The 12,616-nt window shown below is 64.4% G+C and carries 15 protein-coding genes and 1 riboswitch; all 15 genes read left to right on the top strand.

Annotation, left to right across the window (positions count from 1 at the left end; genetic code table 11):
• Positions 1-265: 265 nt before the first annotated feature.
• A riboswitch (TPP riboswitch) is annotated at positions 266-389 on the top strand.
• Between the two features lie 216 nt (positions 390-605).
• The 15 genes from B0G81_RS23740 (at position 606) to hisG (ending at position 12,581) form a co-directional block, all read left to right on the top strand.
• Complete coding sequence (locus B0G81_RS23740) at positions 606-1,736, top strand: FAD-dependent oxidoreductase (RefSeq protein WP_134138505.1); 1,131 nt, start codon at positions 606-608, stop codon at positions 1,734-1,736.
• An 81-nt stretch (positions 1,737-1,817) separates the two neighbouring features.
• Positions 1,818-2,015: a sulfur carrier protein ThiS gene (gene thiS / locus B0G81_RS23735; protein ID WP_106284181.1), complete on the top strand. Its 198-nt coding sequence runs from the start codon at positions 1,818-1,820 to the stop codon at positions 2,013-2,015.
• A 56-nt stretch (positions 2,016-2,071) separates the two neighbouring features.
• Positions 2,072-2,887 carry a thiazole synthase gene (locus tag B0G81_RS23730; protein ID WP_106284252.1) on the top strand — a complete coding sequence of 272 codons (816 nt, stop codon included), beginning with the start codon at positions 2,072-2,074 and terminating at the stop codon, positions 2,885-2,887.
• Positions 2,884-3,987, top strand: a complete 1,104-nt coding sequence (gene thiE, locus B0G81_RS23725) for a thiamine phosphate synthase (protein WP_134138504.1) — start codon at positions 2,884-2,886, stop codon at positions 3,985-3,987. The genes B0G81_RS23730 and thiE overlap by 4 nt, the downstream gene beginning before the upstream one ends.
• Before the next feature lie 93 nt (positions 3,988-4,080).
• Entirely contained in the window at positions 4,081-4,902 is an 822-nt protein-coding gene (locus tag B0G81_RS23720; protein WP_012434519.1) for an ABC transporter ATP-binding protein, read from the top strand.
• Positions 4,899-5,666: a lipid asymmetry maintenance ABC transporter permease subunit MlaE gene (gene mlaE / locus B0G81_RS23715; RefSeq protein WP_106284184.1), complete on the top strand. Its 768-nt coding sequence runs from the start codon at positions 4,899-4,901 to the stop codon at positions 5,664-5,666. Before B0G81_RS23720 ends, mlaE begins: the two co-directional genes overlap by 4 nt.
• A 90-nt stretch (positions 5,667-5,756) precedes the next feature.
• The gene (gene mlaD, locus B0G81_RS23710) at positions 5,757-6,317 is read left to right on the top strand and encodes an outer membrane lipid asymmetry maintenance protein MlaD (protein WP_116119655.1); all 561 of its coding nucleotides are present in this window, start codon (positions 5,757-5,759) and stop codon (positions 6,315-6,317) included.
• Between the two features lie 11 nt (positions 6,318-6,328).
• Entirely contained in the window at positions 6,329-7,363 is a 1,035-nt protein-coding gene (locus B0G81_RS23705; RefSeq protein ID WP_116118411.1) for a VacJ family lipoprotein, read from the top strand.
• A 115-nt stretch (positions 7,364-7,478) separates the two neighbouring features.
• Positions 7,479-8,111: an ABC transporter substrate-binding protein gene (locus tag B0G81_RS23700; protein WP_134138503.1), complete on the top strand. Its 633-nt coding sequence runs from the start codon at positions 7,479-7,481 to the stop codon at positions 8,109-8,111.
• Positions 8,108-8,401 (top strand): STAS domain-containing protein, encoded by a 294-nt coding sequence (locus B0G81_RS23695; protein ID WP_134138502.1) that lies wholly within the window; start codon positions 8,108-8,110, stop codon positions 8,399-8,401. Before B0G81_RS23700 ends, B0G81_RS23695 begins: the two co-directional genes overlap by 4 nt.
• Positions 8,402-8,572: 171 nt before the next feature.
• Entirely contained in the window at positions 8,573-9,505 is a 933-nt protein-coding gene (locus B0G81_RS23690; protein WP_116118408.1) for an ABC transporter ATP-binding protein, read from the top strand.
• Positions 9,502-10,257, top strand: coding sequence for an ABC transporter permease (locus B0G81_RS23685; protein ID WP_116118407.1), 756 nt, complete (start codon positions 9,502-9,504; stop codon positions 10,255-10,257). Before B0G81_RS23690 ends, B0G81_RS23685 begins: the two co-directional genes overlap by 4 nt.
• Positions 10,258-10,272: 15 nt before the next feature.
• Positions 10,273-10,512 carry a BolA family protein gene (locus B0G81_RS23680; RefSeq protein WP_006052280.1) on the top strand — a complete coding sequence of 80 codons (240 nt, stop codon included), beginning with the start codon at positions 10,273-10,275 and terminating at the stop codon, positions 10,510-10,512.
• 111 nt (positions 10,513-10,623) lie between these two features.
• Entirely contained in the window at positions 10,624-11,886 is a 1,263-nt protein-coding gene (murA, locus tag B0G81_RS23675) for a UDP-N-acetylglucosamine 1-carboxyvinyltransferase (protein WP_106284190.1), read from the top strand.
• Positions 11,883-12,581 carry an ATP phosphoribosyltransferase gene (hisG, locus tag B0G81_RS23670; protein WP_134138501.1) on the top strand — a complete coding sequence of 233 codons (699 nt, stop codon included), beginning with the start codon at positions 11,883-11,885 and terminating at the stop codon, positions 12,579-12,581. Before murA ends, hisG begins: the two co-directional genes overlap by 4 nt.
• Positions 12,582-12,616 lie beyond the last annotated feature (35 nt).

Raw genomic sequence — 12,616 nt, 5'->3', positions numbered from 1 at the left:
GCACGCCTGAGTGAGCGTCAGATTCTGGCGTGAAGCCCTTAAGCGAAAATTAATTTGCGCCGCGAGGCCCCGCGCCGCTGCAGTTGCGAACACGGCGGGACGGCGTGCCGCCCGCGCCGCGTTCGTGCGGCGTCCTGTGCTGGCATTGTGCCAGAGCGCCGCCTTCGGCCGCATTGATAACGTGAAAGATGGTGTCGGATCAATCGCGCGCGACGCGGCCAGCCGCTGGTTTGCGGGCGCCGCGCCTTTTATGGTCTAATGACCTTCGACGAAACAGGGGTGCTTCGCGCACAGGCGGCATGATTTTCATGACGCGGCGGCGAGGCTGAGAGACACCCTTTGCACCCGATCCGGGTAATACCGGCGCGGGAAGTTTCCGGAAGCAGCCAGTCTTCCATTCCCCGCCGGGCAGCGTCCGTCATTGGATTGCGCATTGCCCGGCCGGCCTCACCCGCCGGTTTCGTCCTGGGTACGAGCGTTTTGTTGCCGTACGGAAAGGACTCGATGACCGCCTATTCTTCAGATATGTGTTTCGCTCTTCGTCACGCCGCCGTCGGCGCGCCGTGCTTCAGCTTTGCTTGCCGTCCAGAAACGGAGTGTGCGCGATGACGCGTTCTGCACAACCCGATTTCGCCGTGCTCGGCGGTGGCCTGTGCGGGCGGCTGGTGGCGTGGCGGCTTGCCGGTCAGGGGCATCGCGTGGCGCTCTATGAACGTGGCGATGCCGCCGGCACGCAATCGGCCGCGTGGGTCGCCGCAGCGATGCTGGCGCCGCTCGCGGAAGCCGCCAGCGCCGAACTGCTGATCACGCGTCTCGGCGCGAGTTCGCTCGACACTTGGCCGCAAGTGCTGGCCGAACTTCCTGAGCCGGTGTTCTTTCAGCGCAACGGCACGCTGGTCGTCTGGCATCACGCCGACCGCACCGAAGCGCCGCTATTCGAACGCCGGGTGCGCTCGAACGCCCCGGATGAATTGCTGGAGGGCGGCTTCGTCACCCTGGCGGGCGCGCAGCTCGGCGCCGCCGAGCCTGCTTTGGCGGGCCGTTTCAACCAGGGCTGGCTGCTGCCGCGTGAAGGCCAGCTGGACAACCGTCAGGTGCTGACCGCGCTGGCCGCGGGCCTCGCGCAACGCGGCGTCGACACGCACTGGAACACGCCAGTCGACGAGCGTGCGCTGCCGCCCGCGCGTATCACAATCGATTGCCGCGGCCTCGGCGCGAAGTCCGTACTACCTAAGCTGCGCGGCATTCGTGGTGAAGTCGCGCGCGTGCATGCGCCCGGTATCAAGCTGACGCGGCCGGTGCGGCTGCTGCATCCACGCTATCCGCTCTACATCGCGCCGAAGCAGGACGATCTCTACGTGATCGGCGCCACTGAAGTCGAAGGCGAGGACATGTCGCCGGTCAGCGTGCGCTCCGCGCTCGAACTGCTGAGCGCGGCGTTTTCCGTGCATCCCGGCTTCGGCGAGGCACGCATCCTCGAACTGAATTCGCAGTGCCGCCCAACTCTGCCGGACCACCGTCCGGCCTTGCTGTGGGACGGCGCGCAGACACTGCGCGTGAACGGCCTGTACCGGCACGGCTACATGATCGTGCCCGAAGTCGCCGACGAAGCCGTGCGCTTCGCCGCGGCGCTGCTCGACGGCCGCATCGGCGACGCCGATGCCTTCGCCAACTGGCAGCGCGACGCGCGCTGGAGCGAGCTTTTTCAACTGGACTCCACGCGGGAGCCGGCATGAGCGTTGCGCGACCCGTCATGACTCAGACGAGCGCTGCACGCCACGCCGCTTTCGCCATCGACTGAAGCGTATTTGAACACCATGGACATTCATATCAATCAGAAGCCGTTGTCGCTGCCCGAGGGCGCGACTGTCGCGGACGCGCTGACCGCGTTCGGCGCGCGTCCGCCGTTTGCGGTCGCCTTGAACGGCGACTTCGTGGCGCGCACCCAGCACGCGGCGCGGGCGCTGCAGGCGGGCGACAGGCTCGATGTCGTGCAACCCGTGGCTGGCGGCTGAACGACCGCCATGCATTGCCTGAAACGCCGGATTGCCGGAGACAAAAGATTATGCAAATGACTTCCCCAAAAACCGCCGACGCGCTCACGCTCTACGGCCAGACTTTCGCGAGCCGCGTGCTGCTCGGCACCTCGCGCTATCCGTCGCTGCAATCGCTATCCGATTCGATCGATGCCGCGCGGCCCGGCATGGTGACCGTCGCGCTGCGCCGGCAAATGAACGAAGGCGGCGCGGAAGCCGGCTTCTTCGATCTGCTCAAGCGTCACGGCGTACCGCTACTGCCGAACACGGCTGGCTGCCTGACCGTCGGCGAGGCGGTGACGACCGCGCATATGGCGCGCGAAATCTTCGAAACCGAGTGGATCAAGCTCGAACTGATTGGCGACGATTACACGCTGCAGCCCGACCCGGTCGGCCTGATCGAAGCGGCCGCGCAATTGGTCAAGGACGGCTTCAAGGTGCTGCCGTATTGCACCGAAGACCTCGTGATCGGCCGTCGCCTGCTGGATGCGGGCTGTGAAGCGCTGATGCCGTGGGGCGCGCCGATCGGCACCGGCAAGGGCGTGATCAATCCATATGGCCTGCGTGTGTTGCGTGAGCGGCTGCCGGACGTGCCGCTGATCGTCGACGCCGGTCTCGGCGTGCCGTCGCATGCGGCGCAGGTGATGGAATGGGGCTTCGACGGCGTGTTGCTCAACACCGCGGTTTCGCAGGCCACTCATCCCGACGCGATGGCTCGCGCTTTCGCGCTGGGCGTCGAAGCGGGGCGCCAGGCTTTTCTGGCGGGGCCGATGGCCGAGCGCGAAAGCGCGCACGCGAGCACGCCGGTGGTCGGCATGCCGTTCTGGCATCAAGACGGGAGCGCCGCATGACGCAGACGTTGACATTGAAAGACCGCGACCTGTTCTGGCCGCCCGCCGACGAACTCACCGAAGCCGCCGAGCGCATCCGCGCCCGGCTGGGTGACTGGCCGCCGACGCATGCGCCGTGGCGCATCTGCCTGACCGCGCCGGACGAGCCGAACGGCGGCGATCTGATCGTGATCGCCGACGCGCAGCAGCATGGCGAGCAGATGGCGCGCTGGCTGGTGCGGGGCGCCGGCGTGATTGAAGCTGCCGAGGACAAGGCCACGCTGCATCTGGGCGGCGAAAAATACCGCCTCGAAGGTCATCTGGCGGAAGACTGGATTGCCGCGCTGGCGGCGTTCCTCGACTGCGGCTTCGACCCGTATGACGCGCTGGTGCTGGCGCTGGCCTGGCGCGACGGCGACGAAACCCGTGCCGACGACGCCTTTCCCGCCGATCTCAGCCGTTTTCCGCGTCTCGCCGGTTTGCCTGACGCCCCTGCCCAGGCGTTCGCGCGCTGTCCGGACCGGCTGGGCCTATATCCGGTGCTGCCGACGGCGGAATGGGTCGAACGGGTGGTCGGCTTCGGCGTGAAGACCGTACAGTTGCGCCGCAAATCAGCCGAACCTGCCGATGAGCTGAAGCGTGAAATTGCCCGCTGCGTGGCCGTCGGCCGTCAGCACGACGCTCAGGTGTTTATCAACGACCACTGGCAGGCCGCACTCGAAGCCGGCGCCTACGGCGTCCACCTCGGCCAGGAAGACGTACACACGGCCGACCTCGCCGCGCTGGCAGCGGGAGGCATCCGCTTGGGCCTGTCGACCCACGGTTTCTACGAGATTCTGAAAGCGCTGCATTTCCGGCCAAGCTACATCGCACTGGGTGCGGTGTTTCCGACCACCACCAAAGTCATGCCGACCGCGCCGCAGGGCCTCAGGCGTCTGGCCCGCTACGTGCGCCTGCTCGACGGCGTCGTGCCGATGGTGGCAATCGGCGGAATCGACCTGCAAGTCCTGCCTGACGTGCTGGCGACGGGTGTCGGCTGCGCGGCCGTGGTGCGGGCGGTGACGGAAGCGGCGGATCCGGCGGCTGCAGTTTCTGCACTGCAGCTAGGGTTTACGCGATAATCCTATGATTAGTTAAGGGACAGGGCACCCTCACGGCAACTTTTGCACGGTGGCCCTATAATTCGCCTTCCGTGTAAAAGGACTGTCCGTTTCGTGTCTTCCTCCCCCGAGACCTTACTCGAGCTGCGCGACGTCGACTTCGGTTACGGCGACCGGCTCGTTCTGTCGAACCTGAACCTGCGCTTCAAGCGCGGCCAGGTGGTCGCGGTCATGGGCGGGTCGGGTTGCGGCAAGACCACCGTACTGCGTCTGATCGGCGGCCTGGTGCGCGCGCAGCGCGGCCAGATCCTGTTCCAGGGCCAGGACATCGGCCGGCAGACGCGCGACGGCCTTTACGCTCTGCGCCGCAAGATGGGCATGCTGTTCCAGTTCGGCGCGCTGTTCACCGACATGTCCGTGTTCGAAAACGTCGCCTTCGCGCTGCGTGAACACACTGACCTTCCTGAAGAACTGATCCGCGACCTCGTGCTGATGAAGCTCAACGCGGTCGGTCTGCGCGGCGCGCGCGACCTGGCGCCGTCGGAGATTTCGGGCGGCATGGCGCGGCGCGTGGCGCTGGCGCGCGCCATCGCGCTCGATCCCGAGCTGATGATGTACGACGAGCCATTCGCCGGCCTCGATCCGATTTCGCTCGGCATCACCGCGAACCTGATTCGCGCGCTCAATCAGGCGCTCGGCGCCACCTCGATTCTCGTCACCCACGACGTGCCCGAATCGTTCGCGATCGCCGACTACGTCTACTTTCTCGCCAACGGCGGGGTTCACGCCGAAGGCACGCCCGCCGAATTGCGCGCGTCGACCGATCCCACCGTGCGTCAGTTCATCGACGGCGCGCCCGACGGTCCCTTCAAATTTCACTATCCCAGCAAGACGCCGCTCGCGGCGGACTTCGGCATCGGCGGAGGTCAGTCATGATCAGTGCGATCGGCCGCTCGGTGATCGACGGACTGGGCACAGCCGGCTACGCCACGCGCTTTTTCTTCCGGCTGCTGCTCGAGTTTTTTCCGTTGCTGCGCCGTCCGCGTCTTGTCACGAAGCAGATCCACTTCGTAGGTAATTATTCGCTGGTGATCATTGCGGTGTCGGGTCTGTTCGTCGGCTTCGTGCTCGGCTTGCAGGGCTACTACACGCTGAACCGCTACGGTTCGGAGCAGGCGCTCGGCCTGCTGGTCGCGCTGTCGCTCGTGCGCGAACTCGGCCCGGTGGTTACGGCGCTGCTGTTCGCCGGGCGTGCCGGCACGTCGCTCACCGCCGAGATCGGCTTGATGAAGGCGGGCGAGCAACTGACCGCGATGGAAATGATGGCCGTCGACCCGGTCAAGGTGGTGGTCGCGCCGCGCCTGTGGGCCGGCATCATCTCGATGCCGATCCTCGCCGCGATCTTCAGCGCGGTCGGCGTATTCGGTGGTTATGTAGTGGGCGTGCTGCTGATCGGCGTCGATGCGGGCGCGTTCTGGTCGCAGATGCAAGGCGGCGTCGATGTCTGGCGCGACGTCGGCGCAGGCGTTATCAAGAGCGTGGTGTTCGGCCTCGCGGTGACGTTCGTTGCGCTGTTTCAAGGCTACGAAGCCAAGCCGACGCCGGAAGGCGTGTCGCGCGCCACGACCAAGACGGTCGTGTACGCGTCGCTTGCGGTGCTCGGCCTCGATTTTCTGCTGACCGCACTGATGTTCAGCTAAGACTGCGCTGCACGTTTTCCGCCGGCGGCGCGTCACGGGACGCGCGCGGCGGGAGTATCTGCGGCGTGGCGGATTCACTTTGGGATGACGATGAAAAAGACTGCTGCTCTCGACTTCTGGGTCGGCCTGTTCGTGGTGCTGGGTTTCGTGGCGTTGCTGTTTCTCGCGCTGAAGGCCGGCAACATGAGCTCGTTGTCGTTCCAGGCAACCTATCCGGTCAAGCTCAAGTTCGACAATATTGGCGGGCTGAAGGCGCGCGCGCCCGTGAAGAGCGCGGGTGTGACGGTCGGCCGGGTCGCTTCGATCGGCTTCGACAGTAACGCGTATCAGGCGCTCGTCACGATCGACCTCGACAAGCAATATCAGTTTCCGAAAGACACCTCGGCGAAGATCCTGACGTCGGGGCTGCTCGGCGAGCAATACATCGGGCTCGAACCCGGCGGCGACAGCGAAATGCTCAAGGCGGGCGACACCATCTCCATGACGCAATCGGCGATCGTGCTGGAAAACCTCATCGGCCAGTTTCTGTATAGCAAAGCGGCCGACTCGGGTGCGTCCAAGCCTGGCGCGGCGGCGGGTACTCCCGCGCCGGCGCCTGCCGCAGCGCCTGCGGCATCGAGCCTGCCCGCCTCCGGCGCGGCCGCTCAATAAGGAGAACAAGAATGCAGACCACACGCATCAGCGGCGCGCGCGCCTTCCAGGCCGGCAAGCTGGCGGTAGCCGCAGCGCTGCTCGCCGGCTGTACGACTGTCCAGACGCCGACCAAAGGCGACCCGCTCGAAGGTTTGAACCGCACGATCTTCACCGTCAACGACAAGCTCGATCAATACGCGCTCAAGCCCGTCGCGAAGGGCTACGTGTTCATCACGCCGCAGCCGGTGCGCGACAGCGTGACGAACTTCTTTTCGAACATCGGCGACGTCTACATTGCGGCGAACAACCTGCTGCAGTTGAAGATCACCGACGGTGTCGAAGACATCATGCGGATCGTGATCAACACGGTGTTCGGCGTAGGCGGTCTGTTCGACGTGGCAACGCTCGCCAAGCTGCCCAAGCACGACAACGACCTTGGCCTTACGCTTGGGCACTACGGCGTGCCGGCGGGCCCATACCTCGTGTTGCCGTTGTTCGGGCCGAGCACCGTGCGCGACGCGGTCGGCTCGATCGGCAATTACTATGTGAATCCGCTCAGCTACATTCATCCGGATGGTCTGAGCTGGGCGCTGTACGGGCTGAACGTCGTCAACACGCGCGCGAATCTGCTGAACGCGAGCGATGTGCTGGAAGGCGCGGCGCTCGACAAATATTCGTTCGTGCGTAACGCGTATTTGCAACGCCGTCAGTATCTGCTGTCGGATGGCAAGCAGGCGCAGGGCCTGCCGAACTACGGCGACGAAGCGCCGCTGCCGAAGTACGACGACGTCGACAGCGGTGCGGCGGGTGCGCCGGCAGGCGCTGTTACCGGCACGGCGGGCGCGCAGGGTGCTGCGGCGGCGAAGGCGGCACCGGCTTCGGGTGCGACCGCGGCAACGCCACCGCAAGCGGCGTCCGGCACGGCAGCCGCGCCGGAGGCCGCATCGGGCAGCTCCGAATCGCCGCCACTGGACCTGAACGGGGGCCCTGAAACGACGCAGATCCCGGCCGGCCAGCTGGTGCCGCCGTCGCGTTTCAACTTCCCGTCATTCAAATTGCGTTGATCGTGCTGCCGTAACAGATCGATACGACTCTCGCAGTTTGCGCATGGATTGCTGCTGAACTCGCGTGTTAATGTCGACTCAAACGGTTGCACTATTTTTTAAGGCAAGGCTCCAAATGAAAAAATTCTTCCTGATTCCGCTGTTCGCCGCGTTGTTCTCGTTTGCCAGTGCCGGCGCATCGGCACAGACGGTCGACTCCAATTCACCCGACGGCATGATCAAGACCGTTACCCAGCAGGTGATCGATGCCATTCGCGCAGACAAGTCGATCCAGCAGGGCGACATCTCGCACATCACGAAGCTGGTCAACGAGAAGATTCTGCCGTACACGGATTTCCGCCGCACCACGCAACTGGCGATGGGCCGCAACTGGCGCACCGCTACACCGGAGCAGCAAAACGCGGTGGTCGAGCAGTTCAAGATGCTGCTGATCCGTACGTACTCGGGCGCGCTGGCTCAGGTGCGCGATCAGCAGATCCAGTACAAGCCGTTCCGCATGAATCCGGACGACACCGACACGGTGGTGCGCTCGGTGGTGATGAACAACGGCTCGCCGATCGAACTCGACTACCGTCTGTACAAAACGCCGCAAGGCTGGCGCGTGTATGACATCAACGTGCTCGGCGCATGGCTGATCCAGGCGTATCAGCAGCAGTTCAACGAGCAGATCCAGCAGAAGGGCGTGGACGGACTGATCCAGTTCCTTACGCAGCGCAACCAGCAACTCGCCGCGGGCAAGCAGTCGTGAGCGAAGTGCTGAGCCCTGTCGTCAGCCGCTTCGAGAGCGGTGCGACACTGACCCACGCGAGTGCGAATGCCGCGCTCGCGGCGGGTTTGCAGCGTATCGCGGCGGGCGCCAACGGCGTGGACTGCGCGCCGCTTGCGCAGTTCGATTCGTCCGCGCTGGCCGTCCTCCTCGCATGGCAGCGTGCCGCCCAGGCACGCGGCGCCACGTTTGAGATCGTCAATCTGCCGGCTGGTCTCGCCAGTCTCGCGCAAGCCTACGGCGTCGATACCCTCATCGGCGCGCGACATTGACGCTCTAACGCGTCATCTCCGAACACCTCCTACTGAGATAGGGCCACGGATTTTTGCCCTATAATCAAACGTTTTTTGGGGCACCTAACCGGCCCCAATTCCGTTCCTTCCAAGCATTTGCGCGCCCCCTCGGGGCTCCTTTAGGCGCCGCGACGCACGCGGCCCACAGTCATGTCAGCCATAGAAATTCGTAACGTCAAGAAGCGCTACAAGGATTTGCAGGCGCTCAAGGGCGTCAGCCTCACAGTTGAAGAAGGCGAGTTCTTCGGACTGCTCGGTCCGAACGGCGCGGGCAAGACGACGCTCATCAGCATCCTCGCCGGGCTCGCGCGCGCCGATGAAGGCAGCATCGCGGTGCGCGGCCACGACGTCGTCAGCGATTTCCGTGACGCGCGCCGCGCGCTCGGCGTGGTGCCCCAGGAACTGGTCTTCGATCCGTTCTTCACGGTCCGCGAAACCTTGCGTATCCAGTCCGGCTATTACGGGTTGCGCAACAACGACGCGTGGATCGACGAGATCATGGCCAACCTCGATCTCACCGACAAAGCCGACGCCAACATGCGCGCGCTGTCGGGCGGCATGAAGCGCCGCGTGCTGGTCGCGCAGGCGCTGGTGCACCGGCCGCCGGTGATCGTGCTCGACGAGCCGACCGCGGGTGTCGACGTCGAATTGCGGCAAACGCTGTGGAAGTTCATTTCGCGCCTGAACCGCGAAGGCCACACCATCGTGCTGACCACGCACTACCTCGAAGAAGCCGAATCGCTGTGCGACCGCATCGCCATGTTGCGGCGCGGCGAGGTCGTGGCGCTGGAACGCACCAGCACGCTGCTGCAACGCTTTGCCGGCATGCAACTGTTCCTGCGGTTCACGCAAGGCGTCTTGCCGGTCGATCTGCGTCCGCTCGAAGTGGACAGCGGCACGGGCAACGGCAATGGCCGTCAGCATCTGCTGCGTCTGGCAAGCTACGACGACGTCGAAAGAATTCTCGCGCAGTGCCGCGCGGCGGGCTGCGTATTCGAAGAAATCGAGGTCCGCAAAGCCGATCTCGAAGATGTGTTCGTTCAGGTGATGAACGGTCCGGAAGTGATCGAGGGGCTTGCATGAGCGGTTTCCGTACGCTGTTTTACAAAGAGCTCCTGCGTTTCTGGAAGGTGGCGTTCCAGACCGTGCTGGCCCCGGTCATCACCGCACTGCTGTATCTGACGATTTTCGGCCACGCGCTGCGCGGTCACGTGGAGGTTTATCCGGGCGTCGAATACACGAGTTTCCTGATTCCGGGTCTCGTGATGATGAGCGTGTTGCAAAACGCGTTTGCCAATAGCTCGTCGTCGCTGATCCAGTCGAAGATCACAGGCAACCTGGTGTTCGTGCTGCTGCCGCCGCTGTCGCACTACGAGATGTTCGGCGCTTATGTGCTGGCGGCCGTGGCGCGCGGGTTGGCGGTCGGCTTCGGCGTATTCATCGTGACGATCTGGTTCGTGCCGGTCAGTTTCACCGCGCCGCTCTATATCATTCTGTTCGCGATTTTCGGCGCGGCGATTCTCGGCACGCTCGGTTTGATCGCCGGCATCTGGGCCGACAAATTCGATCAGCTCGCGGCGTTTCAAAATTTTCTGATCATGCCGCTCACATTCCTCTCGGGCGTGTTCTACTCCACGCACACGCTGCCGCCGGTGTGGCGCGAAGTGTCGCGGCTGAATCCCTTTTTCTACATGATCGACGGCTTTCGCTACGGTTTCTTCGGGATGTCGGATATCAATCCGCTCGCGAGCCTCGCGATCGTTGCCGGTTTCTTTGTGGTGCTGGCCGTGGTGGCGATGCGCATGCTCGCCTCCGGCTACAAACTGCGCCACTGATCAGGAGCTTCTCTTATGTTGCCGACTCCCGAACAGGTCAAGCAATACATCGCGGCTGGGCTCGCCTGCCAGCATCTCGAAGTCGAAGGCGACGGCCAGCATTTCTTTGCGACCATCGTTTCGCCGAGCTTCGAAGGCAAGCGTCTGATCCAGCGACATCAACTCGTGTATGCGGCGCTCGGCGACCGCATGCGCGAAGAAATCCACGCGCTCAGCATGAAGACGCTGACGCCCGCCGAATGGCAGAACGCGTAATCTGGAAATTTAGTGCGAATTACTCAAGAAGGGCGTGACGCCGGTAGCGGCGCGCCGAACACAGTCAAAGCAGCCCCGGCCGAAGTCCGGGTCAATCAGGAACTGACAGGCATGGATAAACTCGTCATTGAAGGTGGCTACCCGCTGTCGGGTGAAGTCGTCGTCTCGGGTGCGAAGAATGCGGCGTTGCCGATTCTGTGCGCGAGTCTGCTCAGCGCGGAGCCGGTGCATCTGGACAACGTGCCCGACCTGCAGGACGTGCGCACAATGCTCAAACTGCTCGGCCAGATGGGCGTGCAGATCGAAAGCGGCAACGGGCGCGTGTCGCTGAACGCGGCGAAGGTGGATAACCTCGTCGCGCCTTACGAAATGGTCAAGACCATGCGCGCGTCGATCCTTGTGCTCGGCCCGCTGGTCGCGCGCTTCGGTCACGCGCGTGTTTCGCTGCCGGGCGGCTGCGCGATCGGCGCGCGTCCGGTGGATCAGCACATCAAGGGCCTGCAGGCCATGGGCGCCGAGATCACGATCGAGCACGGCTTCATCGAAGCGCGCGCGAAGCGTCTGAAGGGCGCGCGTATCGTTACCGACATGATCACCGTGACCGGCACCGAAAACCTGCTGATGGCAGCGGTGCTGGCCGAAGGTGAAACCGTCATCGAGAACGCGGCGCGTGAGCCGGAAGTCGGAGACCTTGCGCATCTGCTGGTCGCGATGGGCGCGAAGATCGAAGGCATCGGCACGGATCGCCTTGTGATCCAGGGTGTCGACAAGCTGCATGGCGCGAAGCACACGGTGATTCCGGACCGGATCGAAGCCGGCACCTTCCTGTGCGCGGTGGCGGCGGCCGGCGGCGACGTCACGCTGCGCAAGGTGCGTCCGCTGATTCTCGAAGCGGTGACCGAAAAGCTGCGCGAAGCCGGCGTCACGGTCGAAGAGGGCGACGACTGGATGCGCGTGCGCATGGATAAGCGCCCGAGCGCGGTCACCTTCCGCACCTCCGAATACCCCGCGTTCCCGACCGACATGCAGGCGCAGTTCATGGCGCTGAACACGATCGCGACGGGCACCTCGCAGGTTGTCGAGACGATCTTCGAAAACCGCTTCATGCACGTGCAGGAACTGAACCGCCTTGGCGCCAATATCACGATCGACGGTAACACCGCGCTCGTGACCGGCGTCGAACAGCTTTCGGGCGCGAAGGTGATGGCGACCGATCTGCGCGCGTCGGCGAGTCTCGTGATCGCGGCGTTGCGTGCCGACGGCGAAACGCTGATCGACCGGATCTATCACCTCGACCGCGGTTACGACCGCATGGAAACCAAGCTCACCGCGCTCGGCGCGAAGGTGCGCCGGGTTTCGGGTAGCCAGGCATGAGCGCCGTGCCGCAAACTTCGTCGTCGCCGGCGGTGAGCGCGCCGCTCACGCTGGCGCTGTCGAAAGGGCGTATCTTCGAGGAAACGTTGCCGCTGCTCGCCGCAGCCGGCATCGAAGTGGCCGAAGACCCGGAGACCTCGCGCAAGCTGATTCTGCCGACCACCGACGCGAACCTGCGCGTGATCATCGTGCGCGCCACCGACGTGCCGACCTATGTCGAATACGGCGCGGCCGATTTCGGCGTGGCCGGCAAAGACGTGCTGCTCGAACACGGCGGCAGCGGTCTGTACCAGCCGGTCGACCTGGATATTGCGCGCTGCCGCATGTCGGTCGCGGTTGCCGCCGGTTTCGATTACGCGAGCGCGGTGCGCCAAGGCGCCCGCTTGCGCGTGGCGACCAAGTACGTTGAAACCGCGCGTGAGCATTTTGCCGCCAAGGGCGTGCACGTCGATCTGATCAAGCTGTACGGTTCGATGGAACTGGCGCCGCTGGTCGGTCTCGCCGATGCGATCGTCGACCTGGTGAGCTCGGGCAACACCTTGCGCGCCAACAATCTGGTCGAGGTGGAGGAGATCATGCAGATTTCGTCGCGCCTCGTGGTGAACCAGGCGGCGCTGAAGCTCAAGCGCGCCGCGTTGCGGCCGATCCTCGACGCGTTCGAACGCGCGTCGAAGGCCGGCGCCACGGCGGCCTGATAGCGTCAGTGTGACCTCGTTCTAAAGCGCGCCTT

The sequence above is a fragment of the Paraburkholderia sp. BL6665CI2N2 genome (assembly GCF_004366535.1).
Taxonomy (GTDB): Bacteria; Pseudomonadota; Gammaproteobacteria; order Burkholderiales; family Burkholderiaceae; genus Paraburkholderia.
Note: the sequence above shows the minus strand (reverse complement) of the source record. Positions and strands in the feature narration are given on the sequence as shown.

Coding starts and splice junctions, on each gene's coding strand:
- B0G81_RS23690 (WP_116118408.1), top strand. CDS start 8,573: ATGTCAGCCATAGAAATTCGTAACGTCAAGAAGCGCTACAAGGATTTG.
- thiE (WP_134138504.1), top strand. CDS start 2,884: ATGACGCAGACGTTGACATTGAAAGACCGCGACCTGTTCTGGCCGCCC.
- murA (WP_106284190.1), top strand. CDS start 10,624: ATGGATAAACTCGTCATTGAAGGTGGCTACCCGCTGTCGGGTGAAGTC.
- B0G81_RS23680 (WP_006052280.1), top strand. CDS start 10,273: ATGTTGCCGACTCCCGAACAGGTCAAGCAATACATCGCGGCTGGGCTC.
- mlaE (WP_106284184.1), top strand. CDS start 4,899: ATGATCAGTGCGATCGGCCGCTCGGTGATCGACGGACTGGGCACAGCC.
- B0G81_RS23740 (WP_134138505.1), top strand. CDS start 606: ATGACGCGTTCTGCACAACCCGATTTCGCCGTGCTCGGCGGTGGCCTG.
- mlaD (WP_116119655.1), top strand. CDS start 5,757: ATGAAAAAGACTGCTGCTCTCGACTTCTGGGTCGGCCTGTTCGTGGTG.
- thiS (WP_106284181.1), top strand. CDS start 1,818: ATGGACATTCATATCAATCAGAAGCCGTTGTCGCTGCCCGAGGGCGCG.
- B0G81_RS23705 (WP_116118411.1), top strand. CDS start 6,329: ATGCAGACCACACGCATCAGCGGCGCGCGCGCCTTCCAGGCCGGCAAG.
- B0G81_RS23730 (WP_106284252.1), top strand. CDS start 2,072: ATGACTTCCCCAAAAACCGCCGACGCGCTCACGCTCTACGGCCAGACT.
- B0G81_RS23685 (WP_116118407.1), top strand. CDS start 9,502: ATGAGCGGTTTCCGTACGCTGTTTTACAAAGAGCTCCTGCGTTTCTGG.
- hisG (WP_134138501.1), top strand. CDS start 11,883: ATGAGCGCCGTGCCGCAAACTTCGTCGTCGCCGGCGGTGAGCGCGCCG.
- B0G81_RS23700 (WP_134138503.1), top strand. CDS start 7,479: ATGAAAAAATTCTTCCTGATTCCGCTGTTCGCCGCGTTGTTCTCGTTT.